This window comes from Pseudomonas syringae (assembly GCF_002157375.1).
GTDB lineage: Bacteria > Pseudomonadota > Gammaproteobacteria > Pseudomonadales > Pseudomonadaceae > Aquipseudomonas > Aquipseudomonas syringae_T.
Window position 1 is genome coordinate 332,885 of sequence record NZ_MTSA01000001.1, and the last position, 15,076, is coordinate 347,960.

The 15,076-nt window shown below is 49.7% G+C and carries 9 protein-coding genes and 3 pseudogenes; 7 read left to right on the forward strand and 5 right to left on the reverse strand.

Annotation, left to right across the window (positions count from 1 at the left end; genetic code table 11):
- The first annotated feature begins 21 nt into the window (after positions 1–21).
- Complete coding sequence (locus BW686_RS01435) at positions 22–900, forward strand: carboxylate/amino acid/amine transporter (RefSeq protein WP_084913880.1); 879 nt, start codon at positions 22–24, stop codon at positions 898–900.
- A gap of 1 nt (position 901) precedes the next feature.
- Here BW686_RS01435 and BW686_RS01440 read toward each other — a convergent pair whose 3' ends face one another.
- Together BW686_RS01440 and BW686_RS01445 are read right to left on the reverse strand one after the other, a co-directional pair.
- On the reverse strand, positions 902–1,636 hold the full coding sequence (locus tag BW686_RS01440; protein WP_084913881.1) for an SDR family NAD(P)-dependent oxidoreductase: 735 nt from the start codon (positions 1,634–1,636) through the stop codon (positions 902–904).
- 78 nt (positions 1,637–1,714) lie between these two features.
- Positions 1,715–2,260 carry a BRO-N domain-containing protein gene (locus BW686_RS01445; RefSeq protein WP_084913882.1) on the reverse strand — a complete coding sequence of 182 codons (546 nt, stop codon included), beginning with the start codon at positions 2,258–2,260 and terminating at the stop codon, positions 1,715–1,717.
- Between the two features lie 462 nt (positions 2,261–2,722).
- Between BW686_RS01445 and BW686_RS01450 the strand changes: the two genes are divergently transcribed.
- Positions 2,723–3,298: a DUF1349 domain-containing protein gene (locus tag BW686_RS01450; RefSeq protein WP_084913883.1), complete on the forward strand. Its 576-nt coding sequence runs from the start codon at positions 2,723–2,725 to the stop codon at positions 3,296–3,298.
- A 57-nt stretch (positions 3,299–3,355) separates the two neighbouring features.
- On the opposite strand, the gene BW686_RS01455 is transcribed toward BW686_RS01450, so the two are convergent.
- Complete coding sequence (locus BW686_RS01455; protein WP_084913884.1) at positions 3,356–3,793, reverse strand: DUF3757 domain-containing protein; 438 nt, start codon at positions 3,791–3,793, stop codon at positions 3,356–3,358.
- A 720-nt stretch (positions 3,794–4,513) separates the two neighbouring features.
- On the opposite strand from BW686_RS01455, the pseudogene BW686_RS27285 reads away from it, so the two are divergent.
- The 4 genes and pseudogenes from BW686_RS27285 to BW686_RS01480 form a co-directional block, all read left to right on the forward strand.
- A pseudogene (locus BW686_RS27285) lies at positions 4,514–4,585 on the forward strand (arsenical resistance protein ArsH); the annotation flags it as partial.
- Positions 4,586–4,647: 62 nt separating this feature from the next.
- Positions 4,648–5,825 (forward strand): annotated as a pseudogene (locus tag BW686_RS01460) (IS3 family transposase).
- Positions 5,826–7,478: 1,653 nt separating this feature from the next.
- On the forward strand, positions 7,479–11,231 hold the full coding sequence (locus BW686_RS01475) for a DEAD/DEAH box helicase (RefSeq protein ID WP_084913885.1): 3,753 nt from the start codon (positions 7,479–7,481) through the stop codon (positions 11,229–11,231).
- A 1-nt stretch (position 11,232) separates the two neighbouring features.
- Positions 11,233–13,086, forward strand: coding sequence for a phospholipase D-like domain-containing protein (locus BW686_RS01480; protein WP_179149133.1), 1,854 nt, complete (start codon positions 11,233–11,235; stop codon positions 13,084–13,086).
- A gap of 942 nt (positions 13,087–14,028) precedes the next feature.
- Here the strand turns inward: BW686_RS01480 and BW686_RS01490 are convergent.
- Positions 14,029–14,322: a hypothetical protein gene (locus tag BW686_RS01490; protein WP_143514125.1), complete on the reverse strand. Its 294-nt coding sequence runs from the start codon at positions 14,320–14,322 to the stop codon at positions 14,029–14,031.
- Positions 14,323–14,390: 68 nt separating this feature from the next.
- On the opposite strand from BW686_RS01490, the pseudogene BW686_RS01495 reads away from it, so the two are divergent.
- A pseudogene (locus BW686_RS01495) lies at positions 14,391–14,525 on the forward strand (transposase domain-containing protein); the annotation flags it as partial.
- A gap of 23 nt (positions 14,526–14,548) precedes the next feature.
- On the opposite strand, the gene BW686_RS01500 reads toward BW686_RS01495, so the two are convergent.
- Positions 14,549–14,959, reverse strand: coding sequence for an NUDIX hydrolase (locus BW686_RS01500; protein ID WP_084913887.1), 411 nt, complete (start codon positions 14,957–14,959; stop codon positions 14,549–14,551).
- Between the last annotated feature and the right edge of the window lie 117 nt (positions 14,960–15,076).

Below are 15,076 nucleotides of genomic sequence, written 5' to 3' on the forward strand. Positions count from 1 at the left end.
CTTCAAAACTGGGGGGCGGGCATGGGCTATCTACTTTTCGTCACACTGATTCAGGCGTTTTCGTTCAGCCTGATCGGTGTCTATCTGGCCGGGCACGTCGACAGTTATTTCGCGGTGTTGGTCCGCGTGGTGCTGGCCGGTCTGGTATTCATCCCGCTGACCCGCTGGCGTCAGGTCGAACCCCGCTTCATGCGCAGCATGCTGCTGATCGGCGCGCTGCAATTCGGCGTGACCTATGTCTGCCTGTACCTGAGCTTCAGGGTGCTGACGGTGCCGGAAGTGCTGCTGTTTACCATCCTCACGCCCTTGCACGTGACCCTGATCGAAGACGCGCTGAACCGACGCTTCAACCCGTGGGCGCTATTGGCTGCGCTGATAGCGGTGCTGGGCGCGGGCGTGATTCGCTATGACGGTCTGGATGGCGACTTCCTCGGCGGGTTCCTGCTGCTGCAACTGGCCAACTTCACCTACGCCGCCGGGCAGGTGCTGTACAAGCATCTGGTGGCGCGCCACCCGAGCGACCTGCCGCATTACCGACGCTTCGGCTACTTCTACCTCGGCGCACTGGCGGTGGTGCTGCCCGCGTTTCTGATGTTCGGCAACCCGCAACACCTGCCCGAAGCGCCGACCCAATGGGTCGTGCTGCTGTTCCTCGGCCTGTGTTCGACGGCGCTGGGCATGTATTGGTGGAATAAAGGTGCGTGCATGGTCAACGGCGGCACCCTGGCGGTGATGAATAACCTGCATGTGCCGCTGGGGCTGTTGATCAATCTGCTGATCTGGAACCAGCATGAGGACTTCACCCGCCTGCTGATCGGCGGCGGGGTAATCGTGGCGTCGGTGTGGATCAGTCGCCTGGGCGTGCGGCGTGTGCCGGAGAGCGCTTCCGGCACACGTTGAGTCAGACGTGCTGGCCGCCGTTGACGTGAATCTCCGCACCGTTCACGTAGGACGCACCAGCCGTACACAGGAAGTAGATCAGCGAAGCGACTTCCTCGGGCTTGCCCAGCCGGTGCATCGGCACCAGCCGCTCGACAATCTCTGCGGTGCCGGGTGACAGAATCGACGTATCGATTTCACCCGGCGCAATGGCATTGACCCGTATCCCGTGCGGACCGAAATCGAAGGCCATTTCCCGGGTCAGCGCCGACAGCGCTGCCTTGGACGTGGCGTAGGCGACGCCTGCAAACGGGTGGACCTTCGAGCCGGCAATCGAGGTGACATTGATGATGCTGCCTTTGGCCGCCTTCAACTCGTCAAACAAACCCCGACCCAGCAGCGCGGTGGAGAACAGGTTGACGTTGAACACCTTGATCCAGGTGCTGTAATCCGACTCCAGCACACCCATGCGCCCGCCGTCCTCGGTCTTCGGTGAAACGCCGGCATTATTGACCAGCGCATCGAGCCGCCCGCCGAGCTTGTCCTTGATCGCCGCCATGCTCTCGCTGACGCTGCCGATGTCTTCCAGGTCCAGGTGAATGTGGTTGAGCAGGCCTTCTGCCCAAGGGCAGTCAGCGACCCAGTTCTGCCGGGAGGCGGTAAACACCTCCCAACCCGCGGCATTGAAATGCTTGACCGTGGCGTGACCAATCCCACGGCTCGCGCCAGTCAGCAGCAGCTTTTTCTTGTTGCCCATGAGTGCGTTCCGGTTTTTAGGGTAGCTGCATCATGTTTTTTGGTGGGAGGGGTGTCAACGGAGTTTACGCGGTACCTGTCAGGCGGCAGTGCGCAGGGTGTTGATGCGCTTCAACACCCTGCGCCATAACGGCCGCTTCGCACGAGGAGCTGCCTCGGCTACCACATTCGGCATGTCCCGCAAGCGAACCCAGGTCTCGCTGCGCCAGTGCAGCACGCTCAGTGATGTGCCGGGCCATTGCAGCTGGCTCATTCTGGGGTTATCCAGCGTGACGTTCTGTTGATCATGCAAGGTCGTCAGCACTTCATGCGTCAGCCACTGCCGCAGAGCGCGGTTCTCCGGCACATAATGATGAACCAGCAGCGCCAGCACGCCAGACTCGCTGATCATCAACTGCCGCTGGCACTCGCCATAAGCTTCCAGCCAGACCTCGCGACGCTGATCCGCATCGAGCTTGAGCGTGGCGCGTTCGTCCAGCGCCTTGTCCATCAAGCGGGCAAGGTCCGCGAGGCAGAACCACGCCTGAGCTTCAGAAAAAATGGCCCGCAGCGTGCGCCGGTGGCGCAGGAACAGAATGGCTTCGAAATGGGGCGTAGGTGTCACGCAGGGGGTTGCAGTGAACATGGGTGCAGCTCCTGGAGATGAGACTGCCACAAGACGTCGCTAAACGAATGGGTGGCAGCTGTGCGAAGGTTAGCGAACCGGTATCCAGGAAACCGGCAGACCCGAAGGTCTCTGACGCACAGCCGCCATAGCACGTACTTCAAGTTTACCTTGATGCAGTGTGTGGGGCGCTGACACGCCTGGATAGAACGGATCGCTAAATCCGGCCGCTGATTTGGCAGCGAACGGCGGGGAGGTTAGCGTGGTGGGGGTGGGGTGACAAGGGTGTGGACGTGGGTTTGGGGCGTAGGAAATGGCGTTTTTTTGGGGAGGGTAAGGTGCATGAGGTTTTGCGTTGTGGTCAGATGCTGCGCTGCCGGTTGATGTTTATCATCGGGAACGTACTTATCTGCATGGAGTAGATGGGGTCAGGCCACTCAGTAATCTGCCCGTCAACCTCGACAACCCCACACAGGAGGCGACATGTTCGACAAAGGCATCTGGCTGAACCAACCTCGGCACTGCAGCTTGAAGGACGAGCGTCTGACAGTCATCACAGACCCGCAAACCGATTTCTGGCAACAGACGCACTACGGCTTTTGCCGCGACACGGGGCATTTTCTGAGTGTTTCGGTGACGGGCGATTTCACCGCGCAAGTGCATGTGCAGGGTGATTTCAAGACGCTTTACGATCAGGCGGGCTTGATGGTCCGCATTGACGAGCGCAACTGGGTCAAAACCGGTGTTGAAGTCAGCGACGGCGCCCTGATGCTGGGCAGCGTTCTGACCTGCGGACAATCCGATTGGGCCACAGGTGCGTTTGATGATTCATCATCCGGCCTCTGGCTGCGAGTCACCGTCGCCAAGGGCGTGCTGCGTATTCAGCACTCCAGCGACGGACTGCGCTGGCCGCTGCTGCGCCTGGCGTCATTTCCCGCGAGTGAGGTTTATGCAGTAGGCCCAATGTGCTGCAGCCCGGAGCGAGGAGGGCTGGAGGTGGTGTTTTCCCATTTTGAAGTCATGCCTGCGCTGGGCAAGGATTTGCATGACCTGACGTAAATTGCCCTTCAACTGGCATCTGCAAGCCAGTTGAAGGGTTTCACACATCAGATCGGGTTACTTGTTGAGGGTGAAGGTGCAGTTTTCGGGCGATGTTTTCTCACACACGTTGTAGGTCAGACCCAGCGGTCCTTCTTCTTGTTGCCAGGCACTGCCTTCAGTTTTTACCGTGACAGGTTTGCCGCTGGTTGCAATAAAACGCATGTCGATGGTGTCAGTGCCGCCCAAATTATAGGTGCAGTACTGAATTCGCTGTGGGCCGGTTTTACTTTCCTGAGTGGCCAGTGCCATATCAAACGACTGCACTGTGGCGTCTTTTGTCACAGCACCTTGAAGGATGCCAGTCCACTCGCCGTCCGTTCCGTTCGCACGGTAGACGCCCGTAGATACCTTCTGGATTTTTTCAATGGACGGGCAGTTCTCCATGGCTTGAGAGGCCATAGACATTCCCAGCATGGAAGTAGCAATTGCGGCGCTGATGAATACTTTTTTCATGATAATCCTTTATGTATGATTTCAACACTCATGCGTTTGGCAATAGTGAGTGCTGCTTATGCTGTAGATGACTTGAAGGTCACATTTCGCACGAGTGGCGGTGGTATAAGAAAGTGAAAGCATCTTAGCCATGACCTGCTTTGCTTCAAACGAGACAAGAACGAATGTTAGGCATTCAGTTTTACGCTGTCTGCGTCTTGATGCCGTGACCGGTTGTAGGAAATGGCACTATTTTCTGTGCGCATGTATAGGCGTGAAAATCTGCCAAAGTTAGCCATCTATTGAAGAGTGCTATGGCAGGAGAGGCCTGCGGGGCAGGCCGGGGTGATGTCGGTATGGCGCTTCAGGTACACCAACGTGTAAGCGAGGAATGTGCTTCTTAGAGCGTCACCGATCTATCGACTTCGTCGGAACATAAAGATATTTAATCCTTCACTCCAATTTCTCGGGCACCTCTAGATTTGACGATCTTCACCTGTAAAAGGCGCTTTTACACGATGACTGGGTTCATGGAAAATCACCTAGGATCTGACCACCCAATTCCATAGCTGTTGACCAGTTGATTGCATTCGCACTGACCACTTAATTGCATTCGACCTGACCAGTTATCCTGCTCATTACGCTTAGCGTACTGAATCCCAAATCGCGTTTAGCGAGTATCAATTTGAACATCAGATATTCGCTCGCGTGCTGAGGCGCATGCTAACCCGTGTCCTGCCTCTGTTAGACCGCTACTTGGAGCGTAAGGAAAGCCCGGGGGCACTCTCGAAAAGGGTCAATCAAAGATCGATAGTGACCTTGCCCCTGAAAAACGTATCCCTTGCCAGGTGCCTCAATAGCCGCAAGGATACGACATGACTAAGTCCAAGACAGATCGCGTTAAATACACCCTCGAGTTCAAGCTTGAGGCCGTGCGACTGGTTGATACCGGCCTGACGCTTGCTGCCGCTGCCCGCTCTCTGGGTATGTCCGACCAGACCCTGTTCAACTGGGTCAAGGCGCATCGTCAAGGCAGGCTCACTGGGGCTGACATCAAGCCTGTTACCCCCGAGCAGATGGAGATAAGCCGTCTGCGAGCTGAGCTGACGCGGGTCAAGATGGAGCGCGACATTCTGGAAAAGGCGACGGCGTACTTCGCAAAAGCATCCAGCTGAAGTACGCATTCATCTTTGATCATCGGCGTCTCTGGCCTATTGGCGTGTAATGCCGGGTGCTGGGTGTCAGTGCTACCGACTTTCACGGCCACCAAGTCCGCTGTGCAGCCAATTGTCCTCGACGAGGAGTCAGCGACACGGCATTGCTCGTGCATATCCGCGTCGCTCATGCCCGCAGCCGTGGCAGCTACGGCTGGCCTCGGATCTGGCAGTGTTTGTTGGCCGACGGTGTTCGTGTCGGCAAGGAACGAGTGCAGAAACTGATGCAGCTCCACGGTATTTACGGCAAGGGCAAACGACGTTTCAGGGTCACTACGGATAGTGCCCATGATTTGCCTATTTCACCCAACCTGCTGGATCGTCAGTTCGCCGTGACAGAGCCTGACAAGGCTTGGGTGGGCGACATCACCTACATCCCGACCGATGAGGGCTGGCTCTTTTTGGCCGTCGTTATCGACCTGTTCAGCCGTCAGATTGTGGGTTGGTCGATGGATGAACGGATGAAAAGCAGTTTGGTGATCAATGCGTTACGCATGGCCTGGTTCAAGCGCCATCCGCAGAAGGACTCAGGGTTGTTGTTTCACAGTGATCGCGGAAGTCAGTACGCCAGCTTCGACTTCCGAAATACCCTCTTGGCTTACGGGATCGCCAGTTCCATGAGCCGACGTGGCAACTGCTGGGATAACGCGTGCAGCGAGACTGTGTTTGGCTCATTGAAAGTGGAGCGCCTGCATGGCCTGAAATTCAAAACCCGGCGCGCCGCCAAGGACGAGGTCATGAACTGGCTGCTGTGGTACAACCAAGAGCGCCTGCACTCGACGCTTCATTACGTAAGTCCGATGCATTACGAGCAGAGCTGGCAAATGCAACAACCTTAGATACTCAACCCCGACGCCGGGTTAAGGGATACGTTTCTCGGGGGCAAGGTCATAGCCACGAACATTTGGGCGTGCGAGACCTCCCCAGTGGCCTGGTCAGTGAGCCACGGCTTCTCTTGATGCGTGTAGCTGCAATCTCGAATCAACTCTTCGAATGACTAGGTTCTGTACGAAAAGCCGGTGAGCGAAGGTCAGGCAAGGCAAAAACAGGCGAGGGAGCGGAGTCTGTGTGTTGTAAATGAGCATTCTGAGCCTGTTTTTAACGCAGCATCACCGAGCGCAGCCACTTTTCGTACAGAGCCTAGCCATCTAGCGCGTTAAATTGCGATTCCTTGCTCGCCGCTCCGGAGCGCCGCCCAAACGACTACCCCCCCCCCCGCCAGGCTCAAAGCTTCCTTCACAAACGCAAGCACGACGGGGACCTGATTCAATTCTATCCGGCCATTACGCTTGGCGTACTGAATTCAGAATCGCGTTCAGCGAGCATCCATTCGAACACCAAGCCTTCGCTCACTTTACTGACGTAAGTTCGGGCTACTTCTCAAGCGGGCAACTGAATCCTCGTGCCGTGAGCACGCTACAAGCGCTAGATATAGACACTACATATCTCTACAGCAAAGGCTCAGAGGTTTTTCATTCGGCGCTTCTACCGATAGGGTTGCTCCCTCACTTGGCCTTATGGATGACCAACACTGACTACATACACGCATCGGCATATCTCAACCTGATGGTTTATCAAACACCTCAACGACGTGGCAAATGTTTGCCATGGAAGCATAGAGTGAAAGTAATGGGCAGTTGATGCATGGCGCCATGGGACTCGACGACCAGCACGCCATGAGGCCTCAGTTCGAGTTAAGAACCGATATTAATGAAATCCCCGCTGATCTGATCAAAAAGTTTGAATAGGCTACATCTCTTAGGATATGGGGAAGGACGTGCATTCTTGGAGGTAAATCGGAGCGTTTTTTATCCGCTCACGTTGTTAAAACATCGGGATCACCACATCGCTTTAACTCGAGTTGAAGAAGACGAGCGCAATGGAATTGATTCCAACGTGACCTGTGTACGTGCATTAATCATCGAATCACCTCGCTGTTACGTAATTAGAGACGCGTCTGCTGACATAGATAGAATCGAGCTTGACCCGAATTGCCACCAGCACAGCGATGTACTACCTGGTGAGCCGTAGGCCGGATCCAGTTACATAACTGTGTATTGACAGATAGGGGCTTGTGACTCGCAATCTAACACTTTGTGCGCTAGCCCCAGCGTCAATCAATAGAATTTTCCCTCAACTTGATGATTCGGCGAATTACTGGTTTCTTAGCCATTTGGTATCGTGTATGTATCATATAGCGCTGCTGGCGCCTTAAGTTTATCTCTCGCGTAATTCCGAGTCGACGATAGTTAATAAAATAACAAAATTTGGCATGATGGTGGCAATGTGATATCTTTGTCATTGTGGTGTTAGTCATACGCTCAAAAGGAATTTGATTATGCTCATTAATGAAGTTTTTCGCTGTTGGTCCACCCACCCTTCTAAAAGCTCAGCACCCACATAATCGGCATGTAGAAGTGTGCAAAACAATATGCAAGATCCTATAACTTGATACGTTTTTTTGGGATTGTAATAGTTAACAAGGAAAAAGCATGGAAGAGCTTCAGAAGGACTTGCTGCAGAGCGGTTACGAGATTTACGACTCTTTTTTATTTGAGGCGGAGCCTAACTCAGGCCAACCGAATCTGATCAGCGCAGAGAAAAATGGAGAGCCATATTTAATTAAATATTGGCCTCGAACTCCGGATGTTAATGATGATGATCTTGAGGATATTTGGCTTCATGAGCTTCGTCAGCTTCACCGCTTGAAAGGATATCCGGGCGTTGGTGACTACGTTTCATCCTTGGTCGATTCGGGAAAAGGCGTAAATGGATTTTATTTGGTTCTTGACACTCAAGGGCGGCTACCATTGAGTAACATACTTGAAAGAACCGCAGTTTTAAAATTGAAACCCCATTGGTTGAAGCGACTTCGCACACCCGATATGCGGATTGTTTTTTGGGAGAATATCTTAAGAGTTGTGAAAGCCATCGAGCTACTACACGCTCAAGGTCTTTTACACCGTCATCTGGATTCCAACTCTCTATTGAGTCAATCCGAATCTAATGATAATCTGATTGACTTTCAATTGACGGGTTTCGAATGGTCTATTAGGGTTCCTACATTAACGACCGCACCCATTGGAATATCTGTAGATAATAACAGTTCGACGATCTACTCATTTGCAACTGACTGGGCCGATCTTGGAATGCTCATTGCCAATCTACTAAATTTGGCGATTGATAAAGTACAGGATTTGTCGGGCTCTGTTGGTGACTTAGTAGAGTCAACGGGGCTAATGTTAAGCGAAATAGGTATGATAAGAGCGCTAGTGGGCATAATGCCAATGCAGGCAAATAACCCACACAGTGCTCTAAATGGCGATCTAATAGAGAGGACCACCAAAGCTATAATCGAATCCTTGAAAAATATCACCAATAAGAAGCCTCAAGTATACGATCTCGCTATAAACATTAATCCTGATGCCAAAAGCATTAGGGCGCCATTTCCTATATTTTTTCTAGTGCAGCAAAAGTACAAAGAAAAACATGGTGTAACCATTTCTAACGATCAGACTGACGAGGTTAAAAAATTCATTTACCAAGACCTTTCTGATAATCCTACGTTGCTTTTCTCTACTACACAGAATAAAGCTGAAAAAAGGCTATTAATTAAAGGTAAGCAATTAATTTATCAGGTTGAGAGTTTCTTGGTGAATCCGAAGACTCAAGAGTACACTTGGGAGATTGGTACATGTCAGAAAGGCTACTTGGAGCCAGCGCACTGGATGTACCAAGAGAAGACTACTATTGATTTGAGATCTGAACAAATAAAGCTCTATACGGTTCCTGAGGCTAGACATTTGTATCGGACAGCGCCTGGAGACCTTTCTCAAACCACTTGGAATACGGTGTACGCAAAATTTGATGAAGATACGGACTCAAAAACACCAGAGCAACGGTCACTGATTCAAGGGCTTGCAGCCTGCCATCTTACTGAAATCTCTTACGCTCGTGCCGAAATTTTCCCCGTAGAAATTTTAGAGAAAGTTATGGTTGAGGACGGAACCTGGAAAATAAAATTTGCCAGTATCCGTTCGCCTGACGCTGAAGCTCTGTCTCATTCTATGGGGCTAGAGGCTCCCGCTGCTCGACTTGAGAAAAAGCTTATTAAGAATGAAGGCGAATTTGAAACGATCACTTGGAGTCTAGTCGGGAACTCCTTCCTTGCTAAAGAAGATGAGAATGAAACGGTAATAACTTTTCAGGAATATGAAACAACTGTTGAAGATCAGCTTATCTATGTATTTAATTCTAGGACCGCACCTGCGAACTTTAAGCAATACTTCATCGCTCCGGAGTCTCTGCAAGGTACGTTTCGTCAATTAGGGCGACGTGCAAAAGCCCTAGACACTCTAGAAACACACGCTGAACTTATGAACGTTCTGATTCACCCTCAGCAAAATCTCCTCACGACTCAAGATTCAGTTCCTGAGAACGAAACTTACCAAAAACTAGATGAGTCAAAACAGGCAGCTTTTAAGAAAATCCTCCGGACGCTACCTATGTATTTGGTGCAGGGTCCACCTGGAGTAGGCAAAACACACCTCGTTACTTCATTGATCAAACAAGTGTTTGAGCAAGAACCGGATGGCCGAGTTCTGCTTACAGCTCAAAGTCATTCCACTGTACAGCATCTTTACCATGAAATTGACACGGCGCTTTCATCGCAGTCATATGCATCCACACGAGATGAGCTCTTAATAATTCGGTGTAGCAAGCAAGATAAAGATGACGAAAATGAAACTTCGGATGCTGACATCAAAGCCAAGGAGTACTTGGGACGACTGTTAGCGAGTGACTTGTTTAAGAGATCAAAGTCCTCTGAGGTCAAGAGTTCAATAATAAAAATGTTGGATGGCGTAAAATCCAAACGCTACCCGCTGATAAATCAACTCCTAAGATCAGCTAACATGGTGTTTTCAACGACGAATTCAGAACAAGTCGAGCGAATGATCCGTGATAAGGCTCAATTTGATTGGTCAATTATGGAGGAAACAGGAAAAGTTACTGGGATCGAACTTCTAAGCCCTCTACTCCTGTCTCATCGAAGACTAATGATTGGTGATCACAAACAACTACCCCCTTATCGATCAACTGAAACTAGAGCAATACTATCTGATGTAGAAAAATTGCGAACCGTGCTTCAGGAATCAGAGCAGATATCTAACTCAAGAATTAAAGGTGAAGCAGTTAAGTCTATGCTAGATGAAGCGTTCCCTACCGACGAAAAAATTCGGGAGATGGGTGTTAGTGCAATGCGAAATCTTATGCTATTTGAGACTCTTGTTAAAGACGAGCAAGGTGAAACCGCAGCGTATCAAGCCGCTTTTGGCTCTACGACTAGTCGAAAAGCCATAGGCAGCATGCTGAGTGTACAGCACCGTATGCACCCCGATATCGCGGATATCATTTCCGAGGTGTTCTATAGTGGGGGGCTCGAAACAGATCGCCAAAAAATTGATCACTTTTTGAGTGTGCCTAATCCTAGGCCATTCTCTTTTACAAGTCCTTCGGAACTTAAGAGCTCTGCCGCTGTAGTCTGGATCGACATGCCCGATGTGCAAACAACCAAGACCATGAAAGAAGGTGATTCTCTTCCACGATGGCACAATAAGAAAGAGGCAGAAGTAGTAGTTGAGATTTTAAAAAGACTAAGAGCTTCCAATGGTGTTGAGAGGAAGCCGAAGCTCGCTATTTTGTCGCCATATGCAGAACAGGTTAATCGTCTTACCAAGGCTTTAACTAAACAAGATCCAGCTAGCCGTTTCCTGTCAAATCTCGATGCATTTTCAAAGCCTGATGATCACCAAAGCTTTTGTAGCACTGTTGATGGATTCCAAGGCAGTGAAGCAGATATCGTTGTAGTATCTTTGGTCAGAAATAATGATAAGGGTAGCTTGCGCAGTGCGTTGGGCTTTTTGGTAGATGAACGTCGGATGAACGTCTTGCTTAGTCGCGCAAGATATCAACTAGTCATCGTGGGGTCCTTACAGTTCATTAGGGCATGGGCGGAAAAAATCAATGCCACGCAAAATGTTCCTGAGCACAAAAATAGTGAGTTCTTGATTCGACTGGTAGCCAAGCTAAAACAATATGAGTCTAACGGAAAGCTTGCAGTTGTTCCATGGCAATCAATTTATACAACTGGCGTTCGCGATATTCAAAATAAAGCCAGTAAAAATGCCACGTTGATCAAGGAATTAACTACGTCACGTAGAAACAAGCCAAAGGATGGTAGATAACATGTCGACAGCACTCAGGCCGGTAATCGTTAAAGTTCCATTCTGCCAGGGGCAACATCGATTTAAAATTCTTAAGGGGCAAAACTGGGGCGCCGTAGATCACCTTTTACTTCAGGAAGTAGTGCAGCAGCCATGCTCTGCGCAGCAATTGGCGGATCAGTCCAATTTGCCTCGGCGATTGATTATAGAGATTATGATCCCTTTTATGCGTGTAGGATGGGTGCAGTTAGTAAAGAACGATCAAGGCTACTTTTTTCAAGCAACCGATCGAGGTTTAGTTGTTGCGTCGAGTGATGAATTACCAATAGAGAAAGACCCTATACTCTCGTTTCGGCAATTTATAATTGACCCTGTTACAGGGCAGTGTTATCGAGTGGGAAGTCGGCAACAAAGTTTTCAAATATATAGCGACTTTAAAATTGCAGAAATTCTTCGTAATAAAGCTAGTATAACATCGGAACTTATAATTAGAAATGCACGAACTCAACCTGATCTAATTGATGTATTGGAATGTGTTGCTGAAGATGATGAGGAAGTTATCGGTTACGAGGAACATGCTCTTGAGAGACCGTACAGTTCAAATATCAGATATGCGATAGCAGTTGTAGATGAACACGACTATATATCTGGCGTGCCAGATATCTCGCCGGAACTTAGGGCTCAAATTATCGAGTCTGCTCGAAAAATGTCTGAGCATATTGATATGCGTAATTTACAGTCATCTATAGAAAGCCCCGATACACTCCCTTTTAAATCGTTCGAGGGGGCATCGATAGATCATCTGTATGTGGAGCATAGAATTGCAGTGGATCAATACCAATTGGTGTTAGGGCCAGAGGAGCACGAGGCACACCTAATAAAAATGATCAGTAACGCGAAGAACAGATTAATTATACATTCTACATTTATAAATCCAACAAACTTGGAGAAATTGATACCAAATTTGATGGATGCAGCTAGGCGCTATGTTCAGATAGATATTTTATGGGGACATGTGGAACCAGACGAAGCAGTCAAGATTCAACAATACGAGGAGACCCTAAAGTATCTAAATGGCCTGAATCGTCGGATTCAGAACGAGGGATTGGGTACTTTATTCGTGGTTCACGTCGAGCCGACTAATTCTCACTCAAAATTCATTATCGCCGACGATCATGACGATGAATTTGCTGTAACTCTAGGCTCCTGCAACTGGCTCGCAAGCGGCTTTAATAGATTCGAAGCTTCTGTCAGCATTCAAAATACTCAGATAGTTGTTGAGATGCTAACTATAGCTAGCCGCCTCGCGAGAGGATTGTCTCGGGTTTCGAATAATTTGAGTAGAGAGCTTGCCGTATTAGCTAGAAATATAAAAAAAACGGGGATGGATATATCTAGACCTAAAGCTTCAGAAGTTGCGGGGATTGGTGTGCAGTTAGTTTTGAAAAGTCAACATCATGAATTCATAAGGAAAGCACGCGACGAGGCGGCTCATCAAATATTTGTATGCAGTCATCGAATCAGTCATTTTGCTGACCGCCCAATAATTGCACCTCTAATAGCGTCCGTCGGAGCTCCCAATGCTATCTCTGCAGAGATTTATTATGGGGCGCTGAGTGGGGGAATGAAGTCTGCCGATGCTGCCACGCTTTCTGAAAGACTAGCAGGTCAGGGTATAAAAATAGAGAAAGCTAGTCGACCTATGATTCATGCTAAAATTTTAACGTGGGATCATGATAACGCCGTTATAACTAGTCTGAATTGGCTCTCTGCTTCAACCACTGGAGATAACTATGATGAGATCGGTATTTATCTTCGCGGTGACGATGTCGCTACAAAGGTAAAAGAATCGTTTATAAACTATGTTAAGGCCTAGGGTCGAAAGTGTGATAGAGTTCTAGAGCTGAGATCAGTGGTCAGGAGTAGGGTAGAGCAATAGACTTTATTCTGCTCCTTTTTTACTTTTAAGAACAGTCCAATAAAGCTAGTTCGGTAGAGTTGCTGAGACTTTACTGCCGATGCAGTATAACATTCGCGATTAAATAACGACACTAATGCGCCGCTCTACAAATCAACTCTCCTAATGGCTAGCCTTTTCGTAAATAACGTTGTGGTTCCTTGCTCGGCTCTCTAGAGCTCTTCTGAGAACGAACCCCACCGACGCTCCAAAACTTCCTGTGCGAAATTCAGCTTAGGCGGTTGCTCCTTCATCCAAATTATGAGGACAACACTAGGGCTAGGTGGTTAGATCGCATGAAACTGAGCGGTCATTAGCAAAGCAATCGGCTGGTCAGCACGAATGGAAATGACTGGTCAATTCGAATGCAAGCAGGTGGTTACATAAACGCAATTACACATTCACACTCTTTCTGTAAATTTCTGGCCATCGTGACTGGGCTTTTATTTGTGAGGCGCTCAAATAAAGGTTTGCCGTAGAGCAAAAACTCCAGACCCGATCCCTTTTCACGGCATAGCGCTAATCAGTCTTCCCCCAGACGACGACTTTTACAGCATCTCGTGAGGATACTCCGCTGCTGACCCTTGCTTACCCATTCTTCTGAACTATTCTTGAATGAGTCGCTGGTGTGGCGACGTGCGCTTGAGGACTTGATTATGCCAACACGATATCGCGATGCGGTGACGGGAGAATATGTCACTAAGGAGGAAGCAGATAAGAGGCCCAGAGAGACAGTAAAGGAAAAGGACAAGCCCACTCCAAAAAAACCGCCGAGTGGAGGTAAGAAGAAATAGCATGGGGGCGAGACGCCTTGTGGAATCTCGCCTTTTACCTCAGTTTTTTATCAAAGAAATCTGTTTTTTATTCCTTCGCTGTGAGCCAGCGCCTTCGCCCGGTGTGATGTGGCCAACCGTCTTCCCCCGCAACCCCACCCGTATAACTGACGTGGGTGGCGCCGGAGAAGGCGGAGAACTGCACCGCGTAGTATTCGTATGGAAAGCTCTCTTGGTAATCTCGAATCAGTTCAAGAATGGTTCCGCCGAAATCTTCCATCAAGGGAAAGATGGCCATGCGCAGACCATCGCTGTCTGCCCCCATCGAATTCTGGCGTCCGTACAGGCCTTGGTCGTCACCCGCTTCAAGAAAAACGTCCACTATCATCTCTGGCAGCAAATCGAGGCGAGCTGGGCCTGCAGAGCATGGAGGCTGTGCTCGTCATACGGAGCCGCTGTACATCGGCACGCATGAATGGCCATGATCCGTATGCCTATCTGAAAGATGTGCTGACACGGCTGCCGACACAGCGGGCGAGTGAAATCGGTCAACTGCTACCTCATAGGTGGCGCCGGCCTGGCTGATTCAAGAAGAGCTAAATACACACTTACACTTCAGCAAGGGCAGTCCTGAGAAAGCTTAAAGCATCCTTGAAAATCTGATGCCATCTTTCAGAAGGCTCACTCATTAGTGGATGCCAAAAAAATCTGAACTCATGGCCCCCATCATCTTCTGCAAAATGCACCCAGATATCGGGAAGGTCTTGGGCAACATGACACTCATGAAATACCCACGTATGACCTGTTTCAATGGCACGCCACTCACCCAAATTTCGCCCTACTGCGGATTGAATCCCTGCTTCTTCTCTCAGCTCTCGCACGGCAGCCAAGTCGGTTGGCTCACCTGGTTCCACACTGCCCTTGACCAGTTGTAGCCCTGCCAAAGGATGCTCAAATGCCAGGATCTCTAGCGTTTCACTGACTCGCAGAACCACAGGACAAGATTTATCTGCTCTCATGCCGTTACACCTTCTCCTGTTCCAACTAATCCTTAGGCAAGTCGAGAAGCATAGAGGAAGCGAGCTATCATCGAAACCGAATGACGCGAAGGCCTCGTAGAGGTGTGTTGTCTAGAC

What these genes read in the sequence shown, in the direction of transcription:
- BW686_RS01440 (WP_084913881.1), bottom strand. Translation starts at nt 1,636, where the DNA reads ATGGGCAACAAGAAAAAGCTGCTGCTGACTGGCGCGAGCCGTGGGATT.
- BW686_RS01450 (WP_084913883.1), top strand. Translation starts at nt 2,723, where the DNA reads ATGTTCGACAAAGGCATCTGGCTGAACCAACCTCGGCACTGCAGCTTG.
- BW686_RS01435 (WP_084913880.1), top strand. Translation starts at nt 22, where the DNA reads ATGGGCTATCTACTTTTCGTCACACTGATTCAGGCGTTTTCGTTCAGC.
- BW686_RS01480 (WP_179149133.1), top strand. Translation starts at nt 11,233, where the DNA reads ATGTCGACAGCACTCAGGCCGGTAATCGTTAAAGTTCCATTCTGCCAG.
- BW686_RS01475 (WP_084913885.1), top strand. Translation starts at nt 7,479, where the DNA reads ATGGAAGAGCTTCAGAAGGACTTGCTGCAGAGCGGTTACGAGATTTAC.
- BW686_RS01445 (WP_084913882.1), bottom strand. Translation starts at nt 2,260, where the DNA reads ATGTTCACTGCAACCCCCTGCGTGACACCTACGCCCCATTTCGAAGCC.
- BW686_RS01455 (WP_084913884.1), bottom strand. Translation starts at nt 3,793, where the DNA reads ATGAAAAAAGTATTCATCAGCGCCGCAATTGCTACTTCCATGCTGGGA.
- BW686_RS01500 (WP_084913887.1), bottom strand. Translation starts at nt 14,959, where the DNA reads ATGAGAGCAGATAAATCTTGTCCTGTGGTTCTGCGAGTCAGTGAAACG.